Origin of the sequence: Alteromonas sp. C1M14, assembly GCF_018860965.1 — a bacterium.
Lineage (GTDB): Bacteria > Pseudomonadota > Gammaproteobacteria > Enterobacterales > Alteromonadaceae > Alteromonas.
The window spans coordinates 275,078-293,239 of the sequence record NZ_JAHKQF010000002.1; the positions used below are offsets into that span (position 1 = coordinate 275,078).

General features: G+C 45.3%; 16 protein-coding genes. 4 read left to right on the top strand and 12 right to left on the bottom strand.

Annotation, left to right across the window (positions count from 1 at the left end):
- Nucleotides 1-10 precede the first annotated feature (10 nt).
- The 3 genes from KO501_RS01760 to yejK form a co-directional block, all read right to left on the bottom strand.
- On the bottom strand, nt 11-829 hold the full coding sequence (locus KO501_RS01760; RefSeq protein WP_354667795.1) for a M23 family metallopeptidase: 819 nt from the start codon (nt 827-829) through the stop codon (nt 11-13).
- Nucleotides 820-1,695, bottom strand: a complete 876-nt coding sequence (locus KO501_RS01765; RefSeq protein ID WP_216027922.1) for a 6-carboxytetrahydropterin synthase — start codon at nt 1,693-1,695, stop codon at nt 820-822. The genes KO501_RS01760 and KO501_RS01765 overlap by 10 nt, the downstream gene beginning before the upstream one ends.
- A 92-nt stretch (nt 1,696-1,787) precedes the next feature.
- On the bottom strand, nt 1,788-2,843 hold the full coding sequence (gene yejK / locus KO501_RS01770; protein ID WP_216027923.1) for a nucleoid-associated protein YejK: 1,056 nt from the start codon (nt 2,841-2,843) through the stop codon (nt 1,788-1,790).
- A gap of 153 nt (nt 2,844-2,996) precedes the next feature.
- Here yejK and KO501_RS01775 point away from each other — a divergent pair, with 153 nt between their 5' ends.
- Nucleotides 2,997-3,212: a DUF1414 domain-containing protein gene (locus KO501_RS01775; RefSeq protein WP_216027924.1), complete on the top strand. Its 216-nt coding sequence runs from the start codon at nt 2,997-2,999 to the stop codon at nt 3,210-3,212.
- Nucleotides 3,213-3,221: 9 nt separating this feature from the next.
- Nucleotides 3,222-4,745 (top strand): DUF3413 domain-containing protein, encoded by a 1,524-nt coding sequence (locus KO501_RS01780; protein WP_216027925.1) that lies wholly within the window; start codon nt 3,222-3,224, stop codon nt 4,743-4,745.
- Nucleotides 4,746-4,748: 3 nt separating this feature from the next.
- Here KO501_RS01780 and KO501_RS01785 read toward each other — a convergent pair whose 3' ends face one another.
- From KO501_RS01785 to KO501_RS01795, 3 genes are all read right to left on the bottom strand, one after another.
- Nucleotides 4,749-5,576, bottom strand: coding sequence for a putative RNA methyltransferase (locus tag KO501_RS01785; protein WP_216027926.1), 828 nt, complete (start codon nt 5,574-5,576; stop codon nt 4,749-4,751).
- 65 nt (nt 5,577-5,641) lie between these two features.
- Nucleotides 5,642-6,763 carry an enoyl-CoA hydratase/isomerase family protein gene (locus KO501_RS01790; RefSeq protein ID WP_216027927.1) on the bottom strand — a complete coding sequence of 374 codons (1,122 nt, stop codon included), beginning with the start codon at nt 6,761-6,763 and terminating at the stop codon, nt 5,642-5,644.
- Nucleotides 6,764-6,806: 43 nt separating this feature from the next.
- On the bottom strand, nt 6,807-7,961 hold the full coding sequence (locus KO501_RS01795; RefSeq protein ID WP_216027928.1) for an acyl-CoA dehydrogenase family protein: 1,155 nt from the start codon (nt 7,959-7,961) through the stop codon (nt 6,807-6,809).
- Between the two features lie 249 nt (nt 7,962-8,210).
- On the opposite strand from KO501_RS01795, the gene KO501_RS01800 reads away from it, so the two are divergent.
- On the top strand, nt 8,211-9,881 hold the full coding sequence (locus tag KO501_RS01800; protein WP_216027929.1) for a response regulator: 1,671 nt from the start codon (nt 8,211-8,213) through the stop codon (nt 9,879-9,881).
- A gap of 4 nt (nt 9,882-9,885) precedes the next feature.
- On the opposite strand, the gene KO501_RS01805 is transcribed toward KO501_RS01800, so the two are convergent.
- Nucleotides 9,886-10,746, bottom strand: a complete 861-nt coding sequence (locus KO501_RS01805) for an NAD(P)-dependent oxidoreductase (RefSeq protein ID WP_216027930.1) — start codon at nt 10,744-10,746, stop codon at nt 9,886-9,888.
- A gap of 100 nt (nt 10,747-10,846) precedes the next feature.
- Here KO501_RS01805 and KO501_RS01810 point away from each other — a divergent pair, with 100 nt between their 5' ends.
- Nucleotides 10,847-11,854, top strand: a complete 1,008-nt coding sequence (locus KO501_RS01810) for a 2-hydroxyacid dehydrogenase (protein WP_252728057.1) — start codon at nt 10,847-10,849, stop codon at nt 11,852-11,854.
- A gap of 23 nt (nt 11,855-11,877) precedes the next feature.
- On the opposite strand, the gene KO501_RS01815 is transcribed toward KO501_RS01810, so the two are convergent.
- The 5 genes from KO501_RS01815 to KO501_RS01835 form a co-directional block, all read right to left on the bottom strand.
- Nucleotides 11,878-12,633: a methyltransferase domain-containing protein gene (locus KO501_RS01815; protein WP_216027931.1), complete on the bottom strand. Its 756-nt coding sequence runs from the start codon at nt 12,631-12,633 to the stop codon at nt 11,878-11,880.
- Nucleotide 12,634: 1 nt separating this feature from the next.
- Nucleotides 12,635-13,396: a Nif3-like dinuclear metal center hexameric protein gene (locus KO501_RS01820; RefSeq protein WP_216027932.1), complete on the bottom strand. Its 762-nt coding sequence runs from the start codon at nt 13,394-13,396 to the stop codon at nt 12,635-12,637.
- Nucleotides 13,397-13,438: 42 nt separating this feature from the next.
- On the bottom strand, nt 13,439-14,065 hold the full coding sequence (locus KO501_RS01825; protein WP_216027933.1) for a TetR/AcrR family transcriptional regulator: 627 nt from the start codon (nt 14,063-14,065) through the stop codon (nt 13,439-13,441).
- A gap of 13 nt (nt 14,066-14,078) precedes the next feature.
- Complete coding sequence (sohB, locus tag KO501_RS01830; protein ID WP_216027934.1) at nt 14,079-15,101, bottom strand: protease SohB; 1,023 nt, start codon at nt 15,099-15,101, stop codon at nt 14,079-14,081.
- 180 nt (nt 15,102-15,281) lie between these two features.
- A complete protein-coding gene (locus tag KO501_RS01835) occupies nt 15,282-17,882 on the bottom strand; it encodes a VolA/Pla-1 family phospholipase (RefSeq protein WP_216027935.1) in 2,601 nt (866 codons plus the stop codon).
- Nucleotides 17,883-18,162 lie beyond the last annotated feature (280 nt).

The window sequence follows — 18,162 nt, forward strand, 5'->3', positions numbered from 1 at the left end:
TATATAAGCGCTAGCGTTTAGGTACTAACAGCGCTGGATCTACCCGGGTTTTTCCCACATTTAAGCGCCAGTCTAAATGGGGGCCAGTGGCTCTTCCCGTGGCGCCAATGGCACCAATGACCTCACCTTGGCTTAGGGTGTCACCGGGTTTAACCGCCATTGAGTCAAGATGTAAGAAGGTAGAAAAAACGCCCATACCGTGGTCTAAAATCACCGTATTGCCACTATAGTAAAGGTCTTCAGCGAGGGTAATCGTGCCCGCTGCAGGGGCGATCACAAGGGTTCCTGTGGGCGCACCCACATCCACACCATAATGTGGCGTTTTCGGCTTGCCGTTTAACACACGTTGACTGCCATAAACGCCGGTAATCGGTCCATCAGCGGGCCAAATAAATTTGGTGAAAACCCCATCGAATTGAGTAACAGCAGAGCGCGCTTTTGCCACCCGAACCGCATCATTGCGAATACGTGCTAAGGTAGACGCCGGCGGCGTAACCATGGCTGAATCCAGCCCATCTATACGCTGAATAGCATACTCTCTTTTAGCTAATGTGATTTCCCGCGTGCCTTTAGTGCCATCAGGTAAAGACCAAGACAATACATGGGACAAAGCCCCTTGCCTGGCAAACCCAAACACAAACTTGCCCTGCTCATTAACCGTTAATGGTTTTTCATCAAGCCACACCTGACTTCCTTGCGGCAGTTGGCCTCGAAACAAGCTACCCTGGGTAAACGCGCCGTTGAGAACTAATTGATTTTCAGACTGCGCCCTAACAGCGCCTGAAATCACCAACCCAATAAATAAAACCGACAGTAGCGCTAATCGCACATCAATGCTCCTTTACCTACCCCTTCATAGGCGAGGACCTTCACCCGTTCTCCGGTGTGATGACGTTTTTCTTCATTAAAAATAAATTGGGTTAGACATTCCACCGTGGAATCGGTGGTAATAACTTCACAGCACTTATCCGGTAACAGTATTTCAAAGTAACCTTGGGACGCCACATAAGCAAAACTACGATAAGCTTGGTCGGAAGGAACCTCACCTTGTGCTCGGCGTTGTTGTAACGAGATCTCGTCTTCCGTTGAGGCAATGTATATATCCTGCCAACGGTCAGCCCAATACTGTTCACGTTCGACACTGTGCGCATCGTTTATAATTATGTCGATTTTAGAGCGATGCCCGTGGGCAATACGCTGACAATTACCGTCATGCTTTTTTAGGCCATGGGTATAATGATAAAAAGGGGTGCAGATTTGTTCTGTACGTAAATTAAGGGCAAGGTTATCGACATTTTCCGGTAAATGAGTAGCAATAACTTCACGTAAGTAACGCCCTACCGACGCCATCGTTACCGTTTCGCCATAAATAAACGCATAGGCTTCTGCTGGGCAATACAATTGAATAACACCACCATCATTACAGGTAAAACGAACATCCACCTGCTCGCTATCGGTACTGTGAACGATAGCCAGGGGGCCGTGATCGGCGGGTACTAAAAGTTTATGATCTACATAGTCGTCGATGAGCCGTTTAAGGTTCTTTTTCACTTTACCGAAATCTTGGATCATACTTTCATCATTCAGATCGCCGGTTAACACCACATCCACAATCCAGCTTTCTCCTACCATCCCCCTTTCGGGACAAAGATAAGAAAAATCCATGACAGTGAGATCATTAACAAATAATTGCATTTTTAGCCTTAACAACAGGAAATAGAAACCGTGGGTATTATACGATATAAAAAAGAGGCGGACAGGCTTTCCTGCCCGATATATTAAGACAACTATCGTCCAGACTGACGATTAAGCTGATCTTTTAAGTTTGGTGGTATGCCTTTTATTGTCAACGTGTCGGTCGTTGGATCATATACCACCCGCTCACCTAACAATTTTCGTTCAAAACTTAATGAAACCCCGCCCCCTTGCCCAGAAAATTTTGCTAATTGACGTAACGCTGCAGGATCTGGCTGGAAGGTTTCCTCTAAAGGCGATTCTAGCGTTTGGGTGTAAGCCGCAAACGTTTGATTATTGGTTTCATCTGTGGGCAAGACATCGGATAATTCGTGCACACTAAGGCTTTCTCCACTGTCTATTTTTTCCTTAAAATAGGATTTAACCTCTTCACGATGCTGCTCCTGCTCTTCTCTATCAAGGTTTTCGCTAGCGAGGTAAGCATCCACAGACGTAATCAGCTGTTTATTTTGCTGTTTAACGTCAACTAATTCTTCACACCCAATGAAGTCCATAAAAAAGTCCGACACTTTTCTGCCCATCCGCCCTTTGATAAAACTGATATACCGTTTTTGTTCAGGTTGGATATCAAGTTGGGTTAGGTCGATTCGAACCGCCAGTTGCATTTTTGCGAGGTCTAAGTGTTCCTTCGCTGTCAACTCAAGGGCTTGGTTCACCTCAACATGGGATTGGGTGTTTAACAGCGTGATCATCAAATATTGGGTAGCCAGGAACTCATATTGACAGAACACGAGAAATCCGGCTTCTGCCGTGCCCGTGTCGGTCAGGGCTTTGATCAGCTTTTGTGCGGCATGCATGCTAAAATCATGAAAAGCATCGTTGGGATCCCCTTCATTGTTTGCTTTTACCTGCGAAAACGCCGATAGCAAATGCTCAAAAGTGGGCGATGAGGTGTCATCTTGTTCCGGTGTAGAAAAATGCCCAACCCCTTTACCCGGTTTGCCGTTAAAACTCTGGTTAATCTGAACAGCAAGTGATTCTATTTCGGGCGTGATATCTAAGCATTTGTTGCGGGGGATTAACGACAGCTTTCCATCGTTAGTAACAATCAGTCGATGCACGACGAAATGGTGAATCAATGCACTCATAAAAGAAAACTCGTCCTGTTGGTTAAAAATTTACAGCAGATTTGCGGGATTTGTGAATGAATGATTGTGATCATTCAGACAACGATTATAATCATTTAAAACTAAATTCCATTCTTTTTTTAATTAAGAATACCGAAATATAGAGGCGACACAATGCCCCAACAGAGCCGTTACTCGGATTCCGATTTCGAAGCGCTAATGAATAAGGTTATTTTAACCTTAGAAGAAAACAACGCCACCAGAGATCTTCAACTCATGGTGTTAGGCAATGCCATCACACACATACTCAATACACAAGTGCCTGCGGCCAGTCGTAAGGCCATCGCAGAACAATTTGCATCGGTTTTAGTAAAAAGTGTCGACGGATAATTCAATACAATGATATTAGGTGAGTCTCCCCGCCGTCAGCGGGTAACACGGTTGGTAAATTGGGGGCATTGGTTTGCATTAGCCAATATTGCCATTGCCATGGTTATCGCAACGGTATTTATTTTTTCTTCGCCATCTCCGGATACCGCGTTAGGCACACTCTACATGGTGTTTAACTGGTTTGGCCATATCGGTTTTATGACATTTTCCGGCTTTGTAATTTTTGTCCTGCCGTTATGTTATTTGGCCACCAAGCCCACGCTTATTAAAGTTGCAGGTTCGTCTATTGCCGCCATTGGGCTCGCCCTAATGGCTTTTGACGCACTGTTATTTAATCGCACAGGTTTCCATTTAAGCTTTAGTTCCGCCAACTTGCTTAAAAATGAAGCTCATACTCAAATAAGTGAATTTGGGGTGCAGCAATGGATGTACCTTTTAGTCTTGTTTATTGTTTGGATGGGCTTCCAACTTGTATTGGCTAACGCCATATGGAAACGGGTGGAGCGATTACAACAACACAAAATTGGCACCCCAGTTACGTCGTTTTTCCTTACCTGTTTTGTGGCCAGTCATGCCATTCATGTATGGGCAGATGCCGAACTCTATCAGCCCATTATTAAGCAAGACAATATGTTCCCGCTTTCTTATCCTGCCACAGCGAAAACCACCATGTCTCGTTATGGTTTACTGGATCTTGATCGCTACCGAGAACGGGAGCAATTGCAATTCGACCCGCAAATCCATCAAGTATCCTACCCCACAGAACCTGTGTACTGTGCAGTGGATACAGAGCAAACGCTGGTGTTAATTGTGCAAACAGATACCGCGCCGCTGCCGCCTATCGCCCAATTTGATTTACGGGAACTCGATGACTATATTACCACCGCGTCGTCCCTTGATGCATTGATCATGACTACGCTGTTTGGTGTGCCTGAAATTTATCAAGATACGCTAAAGAATAAACGTCCCGTTTTATTAGCATTGCCCGTGGGACTAGGCATGCCGGTATCTGTTCATCTAGACGAGAATCTCCCCTCCAAGGTACTCAGTGGCTATAAGCAGCCTCTAAGCAACACCCATGAAGGATTACATATTGGATTTCTTTCTGCCGGTGAAATTACTGAGTTTTTGCAAAAACCTGAGTTTGCTGACAGCGACATCATCATTGCCACAGGCTTTGATCCTGAAGGTGGCACGCATATGGGTAAACTCTATACCTCATTGAACATACAGGGTGACCTAGCTAGTACAGAAGATCTCGCCCCAACGGTTCTCAATGCCCTCGGTTGTCATGCACCGGCACGATTCTATTCCACCGGGCAGAATTTACTGTCGCCCCAACGTAACTGGTTAGTCAGTACATCCGGGGAAAAAGTGATTGTTGCCCATGAAAATAAAATCATCGAAGTGCTAAGCAATGGTAGCTATGAAATCACCGACGCCACCACAAAAGAGCGTAGCAACGAACCGCTTAATGTGGATCTACTAAGTAGAGCCATTAAACACCTCACGCACTTTTCAAAATCAAAATAACCGTTACACCGGTACAGCAGACGATTTTTTCCAAACGGAGAGAATAAAGTCTGCATGTACCGTCTTCATATCCTGTACTAGTCGATTACGTTGTTCGTCATTAAACTTCCACGTAAACGGGGTCATATTCACCAACGCCATCGTCATTTCTGGGTCCGTCAAATTAATGGGGAAGGCTAATCTTTCTCGCTGTACTAGGGTTAATCCTGTTCGAGTTTCCTCAGGTAATTGGTGGGGCCGCGGGGTCGCATAAGCCTCTTTTTTTAACGCCATTAAATGATCAGGCCCGGGCGCCACATGCAGCAACATCCCATCATCTTTTAAAACCCGTGCCAAGGTTTTATCGTCGCCCGGTGCAAACACCTGCAGTAAAATATCGATAGATGCTGTTGCAACAGGAAGATCGAAACTACTTGCCACCACGAATTGGGCATTTTTATACTGCTTAGAGGCTATATCGATGGCGGCTTTAGAGATATCACTCCCGGCCGCTTGTACGGTTGTCCCTTTTTTTTGCAACTGCGACTGTAAAGAGGAAAGATATGTTCCTTCACCACAGCCAGCATCAAAAAGTGTTACTGAACGTGCAGACACATGGGCATCGATTAAGGCCCCCATATTTTCCATTAACGGAAGAAACCCTGCACGCTGATGGAACTGCTGTCGCGCGGCAATCATGTCTTTATTGTCACCGGGTTGCTTGCTTTTCTTTTTTTGTACCGGCAATAAATTAACGTAACCGCTGCGGGATACATCAAAACTGTGACCTTTGTCACAACACCAAGGTCCATCCTCAGACAATGGCGATTTACACAGCGGACATAACCACATATTTAGGACTCTATAGGGATGAAAGCCGGCAATGTACCAAAAGACCAATAACAATCAAGTGTCATTTAACCAAGATGCGCTAATGGATGGGCCGACGTTGACCAAGGCGAGGTGAAAAAATGGGATATTACCTCATCAGGCACCTTATCGATGGCACTAAAACGCCATTTAGGGGATTTGTCTTTTTCGATAAGTAATGCCCGGATCCCTTCTTGTAGTTCTCCATAAACGCTGCTGCGACAGGCAAGATCCAGTTCCATTTGAAAACAAGCATGTAAAGGTAATTGTTTACCAATATGATATTGCTTAAAAAACACATTAGCAGTAAGGGGGGAGCCGGCAGCTAACGTCGATTGTGCCCGAACCATCCACTCACAGTCTCCAGCATCAATGGCGAGTATGCCATTGGCGACTTCGACTATTGAGTCGCCATTACAGGCTTTGTTGATAAGCGAACGCCAAGGTGCAACACGATTTTTTGCAGATGTAGGCACACCGCAGCAGTCATGTAAGCTTTGAGAAATTTGCACCGCCACATCCTTTGACCACCTTGCGTCCTGCCATTGTCTTAACAGTGGCGTAATGCTATCAGACGCACAAACAAAATCAGCCAATCCAAGAGACTGGGCCTCCCAACCGTTTAATTGCGCCGCGGTGAGGCCCAAGAACAACCCCACGTTATCAGGTAAACGGGGTAAAAAATAACTCCCTCCCACATCCGGGAAAAGCCCGATGGTGATTTCTGGCATTGCAATGCGTGTGGTTTCGGTTGTTACTCGATGGCTCCCGCCGGCAAAAATCCCCATCCCTCCGCCCATCACAATCCCCTGCCCCCAAACAACAACAGGCATAGGGTATGTATGTAACAGATAATCTAATTCGTATTCTACCGAGAAAAATTGCTCAATAAACTTCGGGGTTCCTGATACCTGATCTGACATGGCCTTATACATAGACACAATATCTCCGCCGGCACAAAACGCTTTGCCTCCCACACTATCGATTACCACAAAAAGCATCTCCTCCCGAGTCTGCCAACGTTTTAGGGTATCGCTCATGATCACGGCCATATCCAAATCTAAGGCATTAAGGGATGACGGGTTATTCAATGTTAACTGTCCAAACCGCTTGCCACACGCTGTCTCATGTTCACTAATGATGATTTTAGGGGTTGACTGACTTTCCATCCGTATTCCTCATAATGTAAAGGCGTTCTTTTTGCTACCGGTGTTATAACAGTGCCGTAGTAGACCTAAGTATACGTTTAGCGATAATGACCCGCATAATTTCGTTGCTGCCTTCTAGAATCTGGTGTACTCGTACATCTCGCACATGCCGCTCTAGAGAAAACTCCTTAATATAGCCATAGCCACCAAAAATTTGTAATGCATCATTGCAAACCCGAAATCCAACATCCGTTGCAAATCGTTTTGCCATCGCACAATAAGTGGTTTTATCAGCGTCATTATCATCTAATTTACTGGCAGCTAAACGCACCAATTGGCGTGCAGCAACCAATTCGGTGGCCATATCTGCTAATTTAAACTGTAACCCCTGAAATGACGCCAACGGCGTACCAAATTGCTCCCGTTCCTGCATGTATTTTTGCGCCATTTCAAGAGCAAATTGTGCCGTTCCAATTGAGCAGGTAGCAATGTTCACCCGTCCGCCATCTAAACCTTTCATGGCCAAAGTAAAGCCCTCTCCTTCGTCGCCAAGACGCCATGCTTTTTCTACCTTTACATCGTCAAAGGTTATCATGCGTGTGGGTTGGGCGTTCCAGCCCATTTTTTCTTCTAATTTTCCGTAGCTAATGCCATTTGCGTCGGCTGGAATAGCAAATGCGCTGATCCCTTTGGCACCTGCGCCGCCAGTACGGGCCATCACGACCAGCACGTCGGTACTACCCGCACCAGAGATAAAGACTTTACTGCCATTTAACCTATACCCATCGCCTTCAATTTGTGCTGTTGTTTTTAATGATGCAGCATCAGAACCCGCCCCTGGTTCGGTTAAACAATAAGACGCTAATTTTTGCCCGGTAACCAAATCTTGGCACCATCTATCTTTCACTTCAGTGCTGCCCCAGGTGGAAATCATCCAAGTGGCCATGTTGTGAATGGTGAGCATGGCGGTAGTGGTAGTACACCCCATCGCTAATTGTTCAAATATGAGCGATGCATCTAGTCGACTTAACCCTAACCCACCCGCCTCGACCGGAGAATATAAACCACAAAAGCCTAACTCGCCGGCTTGCCGAATAGCCTCAATAGGAAAGTAATGAGTTTTATCCCACTTTGCAGCATTAGGAGCGAATGCATGTAGTGCAAATTGTCGGGCCGTGTCTACATAAGCTGTCTGATCTTCATTCAATGAAAAATTCAATTTAGCCTCCGATAAATGTCTATTGAGCGAAATATACACACCAAACCTTCACGCCTTATCCGCCAATACGTTTACGTTAACGTAAACTATAAAGCAAGACGAGTCTAAATGTAAAATACTTGTTTATATCTGGATAAGACAATGGGAGTGACCTTACCTAGGTGACGAAAAGAAAAACCACTGTTATGCTATTATCAATACAAATAGTCATTTAAATGCTTATTTGCATTTTATTTATCGGTGTATTGCATGCCCTACCGTTTAGCAATTGTTGAAGATAACGCCACTGCCCGAAGTGCCCTTCGTAGTCATTTGTTGCCTGCCGGTGACTTTGAAATCAGCAGTTTTAGTAACGGAAACGAGCTAAAGGCTGCCCTGCGAAGACAGCATTTTGAAATCATTTTCATGGATTTTCATCTTGGTCAGGATAAAAATGGTGTTGAGTGGATAAAGTTGCTAAGACAGGGGCAGTATATTCGTCCTAGCACAGGTATTATTTTTATTACCGCAGATCGCCTTCCTCAAACCATTGGCAAAATTATCGATATTCAACCTGATCTTCTGATCATCAAACCCTACAATATTGCCACATTACGAAAGAACATCGCTCACTACTTACATTATCGCCAATTTGTGGGTGAAGTGCTCACGGTGTTAGACAACCAACAGCCAAGCGAAGCGTTAACGATGGTGGAGGCGTTATCCAAAAAAGCCATGCCATCGAAGATTAAAAGTGACGTATTAAAACTCCATGCCCGGTTATTATTTGATAATGGCAAGATTCGTCAAGCGCAGCAGCTTTATGATTCCGTATTGCAAAATGCCGCCGGCGTGCTGTGGGCACAATGGGGTAAAATCAAATGTGAATACTTAGCTGGAAATTGGTCCCACTGTAAAAACGAACTCACAGAATTGGTTAATAACAACCTAGCCAGAGACAAAGCTTTTGAATGGTTAGCATGCCTTTGCTTTGAACAAGAAGCCTGGTCCCAAGCGGAGTTTTATCTTGATCACATCAAAATCAGTGATTTATCGGTACCGGCAGCTCGCCTAAAATCGCTGACGTATCAAAAACAAAATAAAATTGTGGATGGGCTCGAGTTACTGCAAAAGAAGCGCGATTATAATCGCAGTGCTCGGGAACGATTTAATGAATTTACCTTCGAACTCGCTGAATTTTATTTGTCCATTGCAGAGCATCAACCTAAAGCCAATCGATGGGAAAGTTTAAATCAAGCCAAACGACTCGTCGGTATTGCCGGTAGAGGGCAAGCAGATCAACAACTGCTGCAAAAGAAAGATTATTTATTAAGTTACGCGTCGGTGCTTGAAGGAGACAGCGACAGAGCTGAACATTATTTAGCTCAGGATCACATGGAAATGCTTCTTCGCACCGACCCTGCCACTTTGATCATAGCAGCAAAAACATTTAACGGTATGGGCCGAAAATCAAAGGCAAAAGAACTACTCGCCATGGCCCATGAACGTAATCAAAACGACATGGACTTGTCTGCCCAAACTATGAATGAAAATCGCTTAACCGTGGCAGAGAAAACCATGGGAGTGGCAGAGGACCGAGCCATTGACCTGAATGAAACCGGCACCAAATTGTTTGTGACAGGGCAATATGTGCAAGCCATGTATTACTTTTATCAAGCATACCGACTGATGTTCACCACCTCAGCTTTTGGCCTAAATTTATTGCAATGTATGCTTGAGTCTCGCCACCCGAGTTACCGCACGTTTACCGTCGCTACATTAATTAAAAAAATACAGTCCTGTGACCTTAGCGCAAGAAATCAAGCCCGCTTAGATCATCTCATTGCATTAGCAGAGAAAGACACAGATTACTTTTTATCTGTTACACCAATAAACCGTGCTTTCTTCCAAAAAGTAACCGCAAGCGGTAATCAAATTTGAGGCATCACGACAAGCGCGTTAACAGACTCGACGTATCCCAGCGCCCGCCGCCAGATTTTTGTACATCAGCATAATACTGATCCACCAACGCAGTTAAGGCCAACGTAGAGCCATTTCTGCGCCCTTCATCCAACGCAATCGCTAAATCTTTGCGCATCCAATCCACCGCAAAGCCAAAGTCGTATTCGCCGTTGATCATCGTGGTGGCGCGATTTTCCATTTGCCATGATTGTGCCGCGCCTTTGGAAATAACATCAATAACAGCGTTACAGTCAAGGCCGGCTTGCTCACCAAAATGCAAAGCTTCCGCCAAGCCTTGGACAATACCGGCAATACAAATTTGATTCATCATTTTTGCTAATTGGCCACTTCCTGTGGGCCCTAATCGTTGACTATGTCGGGCATAGGCATCCATCACCGGTTTGATGGCGTCAAACACGGCAGCCTCTCCGCCTACCATAATAGTCAATTGCCCATTAACAGCCCCCGCTTCACCACCAGAGACAGGGGCATCAAGAAAGTCTATCTTTTGTTGCGTCGCCTCTTGTTGTAGTTGTCTCGCTACGGTGGCCGACGCGGTGGTGTGATCCACTAGCACCGCACCGGGCTTCATGGCAGGTAATGCTTTTTTCGCCACATCTAACACGTCATTATCGTTTCCAACACACATGAATACCACGTCTGCAGTCTTTACCGCAGATTCGATGGTTGATGCGTGTTGTCCTTGATACGTGTTATGCCATCGCAAGGCTTTTTCATGACTGCGATTATAAACCGTAACACTGTACCCTGCTTTTTGCAGATGGCCTGCCATGGGAAAGCCCATAACGCCGAGTCCAAGAAACGCCACATTCGTTGGTTTCATCTTCTTCCTTTCAAATCACATTAAAGACATCAAATATCTGCTATCTTATCAAAGTATCTCTTTTAATTGGTCTATTTATCGACGTCAAAAAGGAATTACCATGGCTATTAAAATCGGTGTGTTTAGTAGTAATCCCTATGATGAAAGCTCGATAGGCGAGCAAGCAAATGAAGAGGTTGAGCTAAGTTATTTTTCTGCTCACCTCAACCTGCAAACAGTGCCTGTTTGTCAGGGGTTAGATGCGGTATGTGCCTTTGTGAATGACGATATCAGCGAAGACGTCATTGCCAAGCTTGCCGCACAAGGCGTGTCCCATATAGCCATGCGTTGTGCAGGTTACAATAACGTAGATATCGAGGCGGCTAAAAAACACAATATCGCGATTTCCCATGTTCCCTCATACGGGCCTGAAGCGGTTGCCGAGCATGCCGTTGCCCTGATGCTCACGTTAAATCGTCGTATGCATAAAGCTTACAATCGGGTGCGTGATGGCAATTTTAATCTGGATGGATTATTAGGCTTTAATATGGCGGGTAAAACCGTGGGCATAGTGGGAACAGGACAAATTGGCCAAGCCACAGCAAAAATTTTACTGGGTTTTGGCTGTCACGTGTTATGTGTAGATCCCTACCCTAATCAAGAACTCATAGATGCGGGCGTAAAATACGTAGATATGGCGGCTTTGTTAAGCCAATCTCATATCATCTCGTTACATTGTCCACTAAATAATGATAGCTATCACCTCATCGACGCTGACGCCATCGCGCAGATGCAAAAAGGGGTAATGCTAATCAACACCTCTCGCGGCGGACTAGTGGATACCCAAGCACTGATTACCGGGCTTAAAACCCACAAAATTGGCTACCTTGGTTTAGATGTGTATGAGATGGAATCTGAACTGTTTTTTAAGGATCATTCTTTTGAAATTATTCAAGATGATGTGTTTGAGCGATTATCGTCTTTTCACAATGTCCTGATTACCGGTCATCAAGGTTTTTTTACAAAAGAAGCCCTCGCCCAAATTGCGACGACCACGCTGTTAAATATTAAACAATGGCATGATGGCACGGCCAGCCAAAGTACGTTTTTAGTCTTACCTAACCCGTAATAGGACAGGCAATTACCATGGGACTAACCCGGTTTCTTTAACAATAAGTAGAAGTACTTGCCCAGCCAGTAATAAGGCGCTTGGAACATATAACGTCGTTCTAGTTCGACCAGTTGCTTAAACTGCTGATCATCGAACGACTTATCTTTCATGTAATCATGAAAGCACCGTATGCCCGCCATTTTCTCAACGACAAACCCTGCCCCTTGGGCATGCTCAATAACCGCCTTGGGTTTGAGTGGATTAGTTGGATTTAGTCGTACTTGATTTTTAACCTTCATCCCCTTGGCGATATAATCAAAATTGCCATAAAGCGCGTTAGAAAATAGGGCTGCATCCTTGTTAAAGAAACTTAAACTTAAGTAACTACCCGGTTGCATCTGGTCATAGAATAATGAAATTGCCTCTAAGGGGGCGGCCAACCACTCCAGTACTGCATGGCAAATTAATAAATCAAAAGAAGACAAGGTCGTTAATGCCTGTATTTCACCCGGTGTAATGGTGACGTTAGGTACATTTTGAAGGTACTCACGGGCAATGGTGAGAATATCTTCGGACGCATCAAATAAAGTAACATGGTGACCTTCTTCAGCCATGGCTTTGGTCATGATCCCACTGCCCCCTCCTACATCCGCAATGTTCAAGGGCGATGCAGTGGCGACCGTTTCTTTGAGGGCTTCAAGTAACAGTAGATGTCGAAGTTTGCCTTTTGTGGTGCCATAAATATTTTTAACAAACTTATCGGCAATGCCATCAAAAATCTGGTCGGTTTCTTTCATTTTAGGCTGGGTTATCAATATCAATAAATTGAACGGTTACAGGCAATTTCGACCCCACCCATTCGCCCACTGCTTTAACCCCATATCGCTCTGTGGCATGGTGCCCTGCAGCATAAAAATGGATGTTCATTTCTCTGGCAATATGAATGGTCTGTTCTGAGACCTCACCGGTTATAAAGGCATCAACGCCCGCTTGCGCCGCTTGTTCGATATAGCCTTGGCCACCGCCGGTGCACCACGCCACCGTTTTAACAATGGCGTTTTTATCACCTTCGTGCAACACGGCGCGCCCCAGCTGCGTTGCAATATGGGCGTGTAATTCTCCTGCCCTTACCGGTTTAGCGGTGTCAGCGCTATAGACAATGCCATTGGGTTTAAGAGAAGGTAGCGGCGCGAGATTTTTAAAGCCAAGTAACTCCCCCAATTGCACGTTATTGCCTTGTTTAGGGTGAACATCAATAGGAAGATGATAAGCAATTAAGTTAATATTGTTGCCCAATAGCTGCCGAATACGCTGGGCTTTTATCCCTACTAAAGCGGGGTTTTCCCCTTTCCAAAAATACCCATGATGGACCAATAGAGCGTCAGCGTTTTCACTTATTGCACGATCAATAAGGGCTTGGGACGCTGTCACCCCAGTGACAAGGTGTTTAATGGTGTCTGTACCTTCTACTTGAAGACCATTGGGGCAATAATCGTTAAGTTGATGGGGTTGAAGCAGTTCATCAAGACATGCCATCAACTGCTGGCGAGTAACAGCCATTATTTCTCCTTTAGACGGTTTTACTTACAATGCATCGGGGGGTTATTTTGGTCCGGCTATACCGTAAGACACAAAGGGCACCATATGCATGATCACCGCTTTTATATCCACTTGTTCATCAAAATCGGCTTGGGCGATTTCGGTGAGAGCCTCACTTGAGGCCATGGAAAACACAAAGCTACCTAAAGCAAAGTGCATACGCCAAAACAATTCATCTTCATTCACGTCAGGTAAACAGCGACGGATAGTGGCAATGAGGTTGGCCACAGTGGCACCGTAGCTTGTCATAATAAATCGGCGCAAATGCCCTTGGGTTTCGGTATACCCCCGCCCAAGAAGCTGAACAAATAATTCGGTGCCATTTGGGCGCACCTGACTGAGGGTCATCATGGGCGAGACTAAAGACAGAAATAGCGATTCTATGCCCTTGGCCCCTTTTTCGACCTCAAATTGGTGTAAAACCTCATCGAATTGAGGCATTAAAATATCAAAATAACGCTTCAACACCTGTTGGATGAGATTTTTCTTGCTGCCAAAATGGTAATTGACTGACGCTAAATTCACATCAGCATAGGTGGTTATTGTGCGCATAGATGTATGCGCATACCCTTGCTGTGCAAATAAGGTTTCAGCCGCATTAAGAATGCTAGTTTTTGTTTCTTTTGCCATACGGTTACAGGGCTTAGAACCAATGCCGAGCTTTGGAAAACAAACGCATCACAGACTTTTCAGCCACTGACGCCATAGATAGCCCCAGTTTTTCAGCCACATTTTTCTTAACGGTATATTTAACTGCAAATATTTCCCGTTCTGGATGATTGGACATAATGTAATCATCCGACGTCATGATATCGTCTACCAAACCTAGAGACAGTGCTTCGTTACCTAACCAGACTTCACCGGTGGCCACTTTTTCAATATCCAAAGACTGACGCTGAGACTGTACCCAATCTTTAAATTGCACATGGATATTTTCTAAATCTTTCTTAAACTTTTCGCGCCCTTCATCGGTATTTTCGCCAAACACGGTTAAGGTTCTTTTGTAATCCCCCGCCGTGTGTTGTTCAAATTCTACATCATGCTTTTTCAATAACTTATTCACGTTAGGTATTTGTGCTAACACACCAATCGAGCCGATGTAAGCAAACCGGGCTGAGAGTAATTTATCGGCAACACAGGCCATCATATAGCCCCCACTAGCGGCGACCTTATCTACCGCAATGGTTAATGAAATGCCCTTTTCTTTTATTCTTTGTAATTGAGAGGCCGCTAATCCGTATCCGTGTACCACACCGCCACCGCTTTCTAATCGAACAAGGACTTCATCATCGGCTTTTGCTACACACAACACCGCGGTGATTTCTTCCCGCAACCGTTCGACTTCGTGCGCATCCATAGAACCTTCAAAATCAAGCACGAATAAACGGGACGCTTCTTCTTTTTGCTTGCTTTGCGCTTTTTGTTTTTTCTCTTCTTTTTTCTGTTCTTTGGCCAGCTTCTTCATTGCCGTTTTATCTAACAGCACCGAGCGAGCATACTGGGTAACATCATTGAGTTGTGATGTGAGCGACGTCATTTCCAGGTGTCCCTTGCCAGGTCGTTGTCGACTAGCGCTGCCAATTATGGCCACAAGCACAATAACGAATGCGATCACAAGCGTGACGGCTTTAGCAAGAAACAATCCGTATTCGTACAAAAACTCCAAACTACTCTCCTGTTTACTAACAAGGTTAAAACGAATCAGCGATGTGAATCGAAAAACATAAGGTGTCAAAATAGCGCTATAGTTTACCAGTGTTTTTTATAGCTTACGACAGACTTATTTATTCAGGGTTACCGACATAAAAAAGGCCGACTTAATGCCGGCCTTTTTTCACAGCGAGCGTTAGTTTTCCACAACGCTAGTATTTGTCACCGGTAAAACGGCAGCGTCAGTCGCGAAATATGTCGCCACCTCGGTTTGCATTTCAACCGTCGTTGCCGCACTTGCTGTAGGGCTAAGGCTCGACGCATGGGCGCCCTCGGTAAACCTTACCCAGCCACTCACATCCGTGCCTGTCTGCGTAGTACTTACCGTATCAAGACCAATTAAATTGGCCAGCGGCGCCTGGCCAGATAAGGGGATCGCCGTTGTTACAGGGATCACCTGATCTGATAAGTTAGTCTCACCGCCATCGCCTACCACCGTCATCATATGAACCGGGGTATTGTCACCTAAGGACTGTGCATAGTTGGTAGGATCCGCGGCATCGAGTACCGTTTGAGCGGCAAAGGCGAATTCGTTGAATACACTTTCCACCGACGCTAACTGGGTTTCAGTCAGGTTATTTAAAAAGAGGGTAACCGCCTCGACTAATTGGGATTGAGACACCTCTGTGGTGTCGTATAGTTGCACCAGTAAACTTTGAAAATCTTCGGACGCTTGGGATAACAATAAGCCTTTTATAAGGGGCCCAAAGGAGGGCGATTCAATTAAAAATTGCGCTAAGCCGCCTCCCGGTGACTCTAATGAAGCGGCTTGCACGGTGTAAAGCCCATTTAATGCCGCAAGGTCGCCATCCATGGAGTCGTTAGTTAACGACGCAAATTCACTGCCGGCAATAGCACCTAACGATACCCCCATAAAATACACCTTCGACATATCAAAAGTGGCCACTTGTTGAGCGGTTTGATCATCAATGGCATTTAGACCAAGACGCAAGCCAAGTAAATCAGCCACACTTTGACGTACATTGTCTCTTGCCGTAGGCAACGAACTTAAATTCATAAAATGGGTAGCGCTGATATTGGTGGCATTGATGTCATCACTGCCGTCACCATCCACATCATAGCCCCGCTCACCATGTAACGGCTGATCTATGGCTATCGTAGCTATGCCCGCAACAGATAAAGCGCCACTAATGGCAAGCATATCTTCTTTTTGACTGGTGATCCCATGCATTAAGATAGCCACAGGCCAGCCAGTCGCCGGTTCGCTAAGGCTATAACCAAGGGCTGCCGCCGTTTCAATATCCGGCACCGTAACCTGTACGTTTAAGGAATTTTGTACACGACTTTCTGGTAGCGGATTAAACTTCGTTATATTCCGCGCGCTATCGATCATTTCGCCATTAACCCGAAGATCAGCCAAACCGATTTGGTCACACAAGGTATAATTGGGCCCAGGTACCGCGCTGCCTAGAACGTCATCTGATAAGCTTGCCAGTATGATGCCGCTGTCACATGAGGCTTGCCAAAAAGTGGTTAAAGGTGCAGTTGGATCTTCTGTCGAAGGTTCACTGAGATAATACGGTAAGGTGATCCCTCCATCGTAACGGGCTGCCACACACAGTGCACCGGTTTCGGCCAAAATTTCTGATGAAATTGCCACAGCAAAATCGTTTAATGCCCCCCAACTTTCAGCTAGTGCCCCAGAATAAGTGGCCACTAAACCTGAACAGGACTTAAGGCTATCAAACCCGCCCCCAGCGAGGGTCGCTTCGATAGTGGGAATATAACCACTTAATGCATCAGGTAAACTGTCGATACCAAGAGAAACGGCACCCGTTAAGGTGTCGTCATCAATCAGTGAGAGTTTTTCAAGGGCTGTGGGATCCTCAGTGGAATCGAAAATAGAGACCACTGGCAGCGACTCTGCTGCGCTTGGATCACCGGCTGCAGCTCGGGCAGCATATTCTGCCACCATGACCGACTTGATGGTTTTCAGTGCAATATCGGTACTTTGCGTAGTAAACGCAGACACGTAAGAAATATCTTCTCTTGCGTACCCAGCGTCAATAATTGGATCAACTAGAGTGTTAACCAATGTTTGTAATAATAATTGATCATCAGTACTTAATGGCAAGGTATTGATATCTTGGCGCACGAGTTCCCAAGAAGTTGAGCCCTTCACCGCTTTACCGGAAGAATCTTTCAAATCGGTGGTGACCACCAACATATAACCCTGAGCAGCCTTAAGTGGCTTCAATGGCACCACTGAAATTGTGTCATCATCCACTAAGGACAGCACAAAGTCTTCACCATATTGCAGCGCACCATTCAGTTTACATCCAGATGAAGGCAATGAGGCGGTAGCGCAATCAGGATCGCTTTGATCAAGGCCTAGGGTTGCTTCATACAGGTGCACGCCGGCAGACAACGTTGACGCATCGAGTGCTACGCCATCAGGGGTTTCTACATCAATGACGAACGGTTGTTGCGTGGACCAACCATCCACCACATTCATCGCATTGATGGGATCACTAAAATCGTTTGCGTCCTCAACGGGGATATTCAATGTATAGTCGAAAAAGCCATCGTCCCCCGGCAACATCAGGATATCGTTAGGAATGTTGAGGTTGCCATTGCTAGGATCGAAAACAATTCTAGAAAAAGCTGTTTCCACTGGCGTGTCAGCAATAATATCTTCCAGTGTGTCGTTCGAGCCACCGCAACCCGCTAAACCCAGTGCCAGGGCAACACTGGTACTAATCATGAGTTTTCTCATTAAACCCCCTAAATTAACTTTATCGTTATTGTCTGTATTCACACGGATTTACGCACTTATGCTTGTCAGCATGACAGTTATGAGCATGGATGCAAACTCGTATGACCAGTTGTATATAGCTCAATATTATGGGGTTTGCGATTATTTTGCAAAGTTTTGTTAACAAATCGTACATTTATTTGTTACGAGATGCTTTTCTATCGCCACTCGACAAAGGGCATGGTAGTCATTAATAATAGCCAGATTTTTGTTATTATGATTTTTTTTCGGTTAGTAAAAG

Bases quoted from the DNA above. Each gene is read 5' to 3' on its own strand.
- KO501_RS01765 (WP_216027922.1), bottom strand. From the start codon at position 1,695: ATGCAATTATTTGTTAATGATCTCACTGTCATGGATTTTTCTTATCTT.
- yejK (WP_216027923.1), bottom strand. From the start codon at position 2,843: ATGAGTGCATTGATTCACCATTTCGTCGTGCATCGACTGATTGTTACT.
- KO501_RS01775 (WP_216027924.1), top strand. From the start codon at position 2,997: ATGCCCCAACAGAGCCGTTACTCGGATTCCGATTTCGAAGCGCTAATG.
- KO501_RS01780 (WP_216027925.1), top strand. From the start codon at position 3,222: ATGATATTAGGTGAGTCTCCCCGCCGTCAGCGGGTAACACGGTTGGTA.
- KO501_RS01785 (WP_216027926.1), bottom strand. From the start codon at position 5,576: ATGTGGTTATGTCCGCTGTGTAAATCGCCATTGTCTGAGGATGGACCT.
- KO501_RS01790 (WP_216027927.1), bottom strand. From the start codon at position 6,763: ATGGAAAGTCAGTCAACCCCTAAAATCATCATTAGTGAACATGAGACA.
- KO501_RS01800 (WP_216027929.1), top strand. From the start codon at position 8,211: ATGCCCTACCGTTTAGCAATTGTTGAAGATAACGCCACTGCCCGAAGT.
- KO501_RS01805 (WP_216027930.1), bottom strand. From the start codon at position 10,746: ATGAAACCAACGAATGTGGCGTTTCTTGGACTCGGCGTTATGGGCTTT.
- KO501_RS01810 (WP_252728057.1), top strand. From the start codon at position 10,847: ATGGCTATTAAAATCGGTGTGTTTAGTAGTAATCCCTATGATGAAAGC.
- KO501_RS01815 (WP_216027931.1), bottom strand. From the start codon at position 12,633: ATGAAAGAAACCGACCAGATTTTTGATGGCATTGCCGATAAGTTTGTT.
- KO501_RS01820 (WP_216027932.1), bottom strand. From the start codon at position 13,396: ATGGCTGTTACTCGCCAGCAGTTGATGGCATGTCTTGATGAACTGCTT.
- KO501_RS01825 (WP_216027933.1), bottom strand. From the start codon at position 14,065: ATGGCAAAAGAAACAAAAACTAGCATTCTTAATGCGGCTGAAACCTTA.
- KO501_RS01835 (WP_216027935.1), bottom strand. From the start codon at position 17,882: ATGAGAAAACTCATGATTAGTACCAGTGTTGCCCTGGCACTGGGTTTA.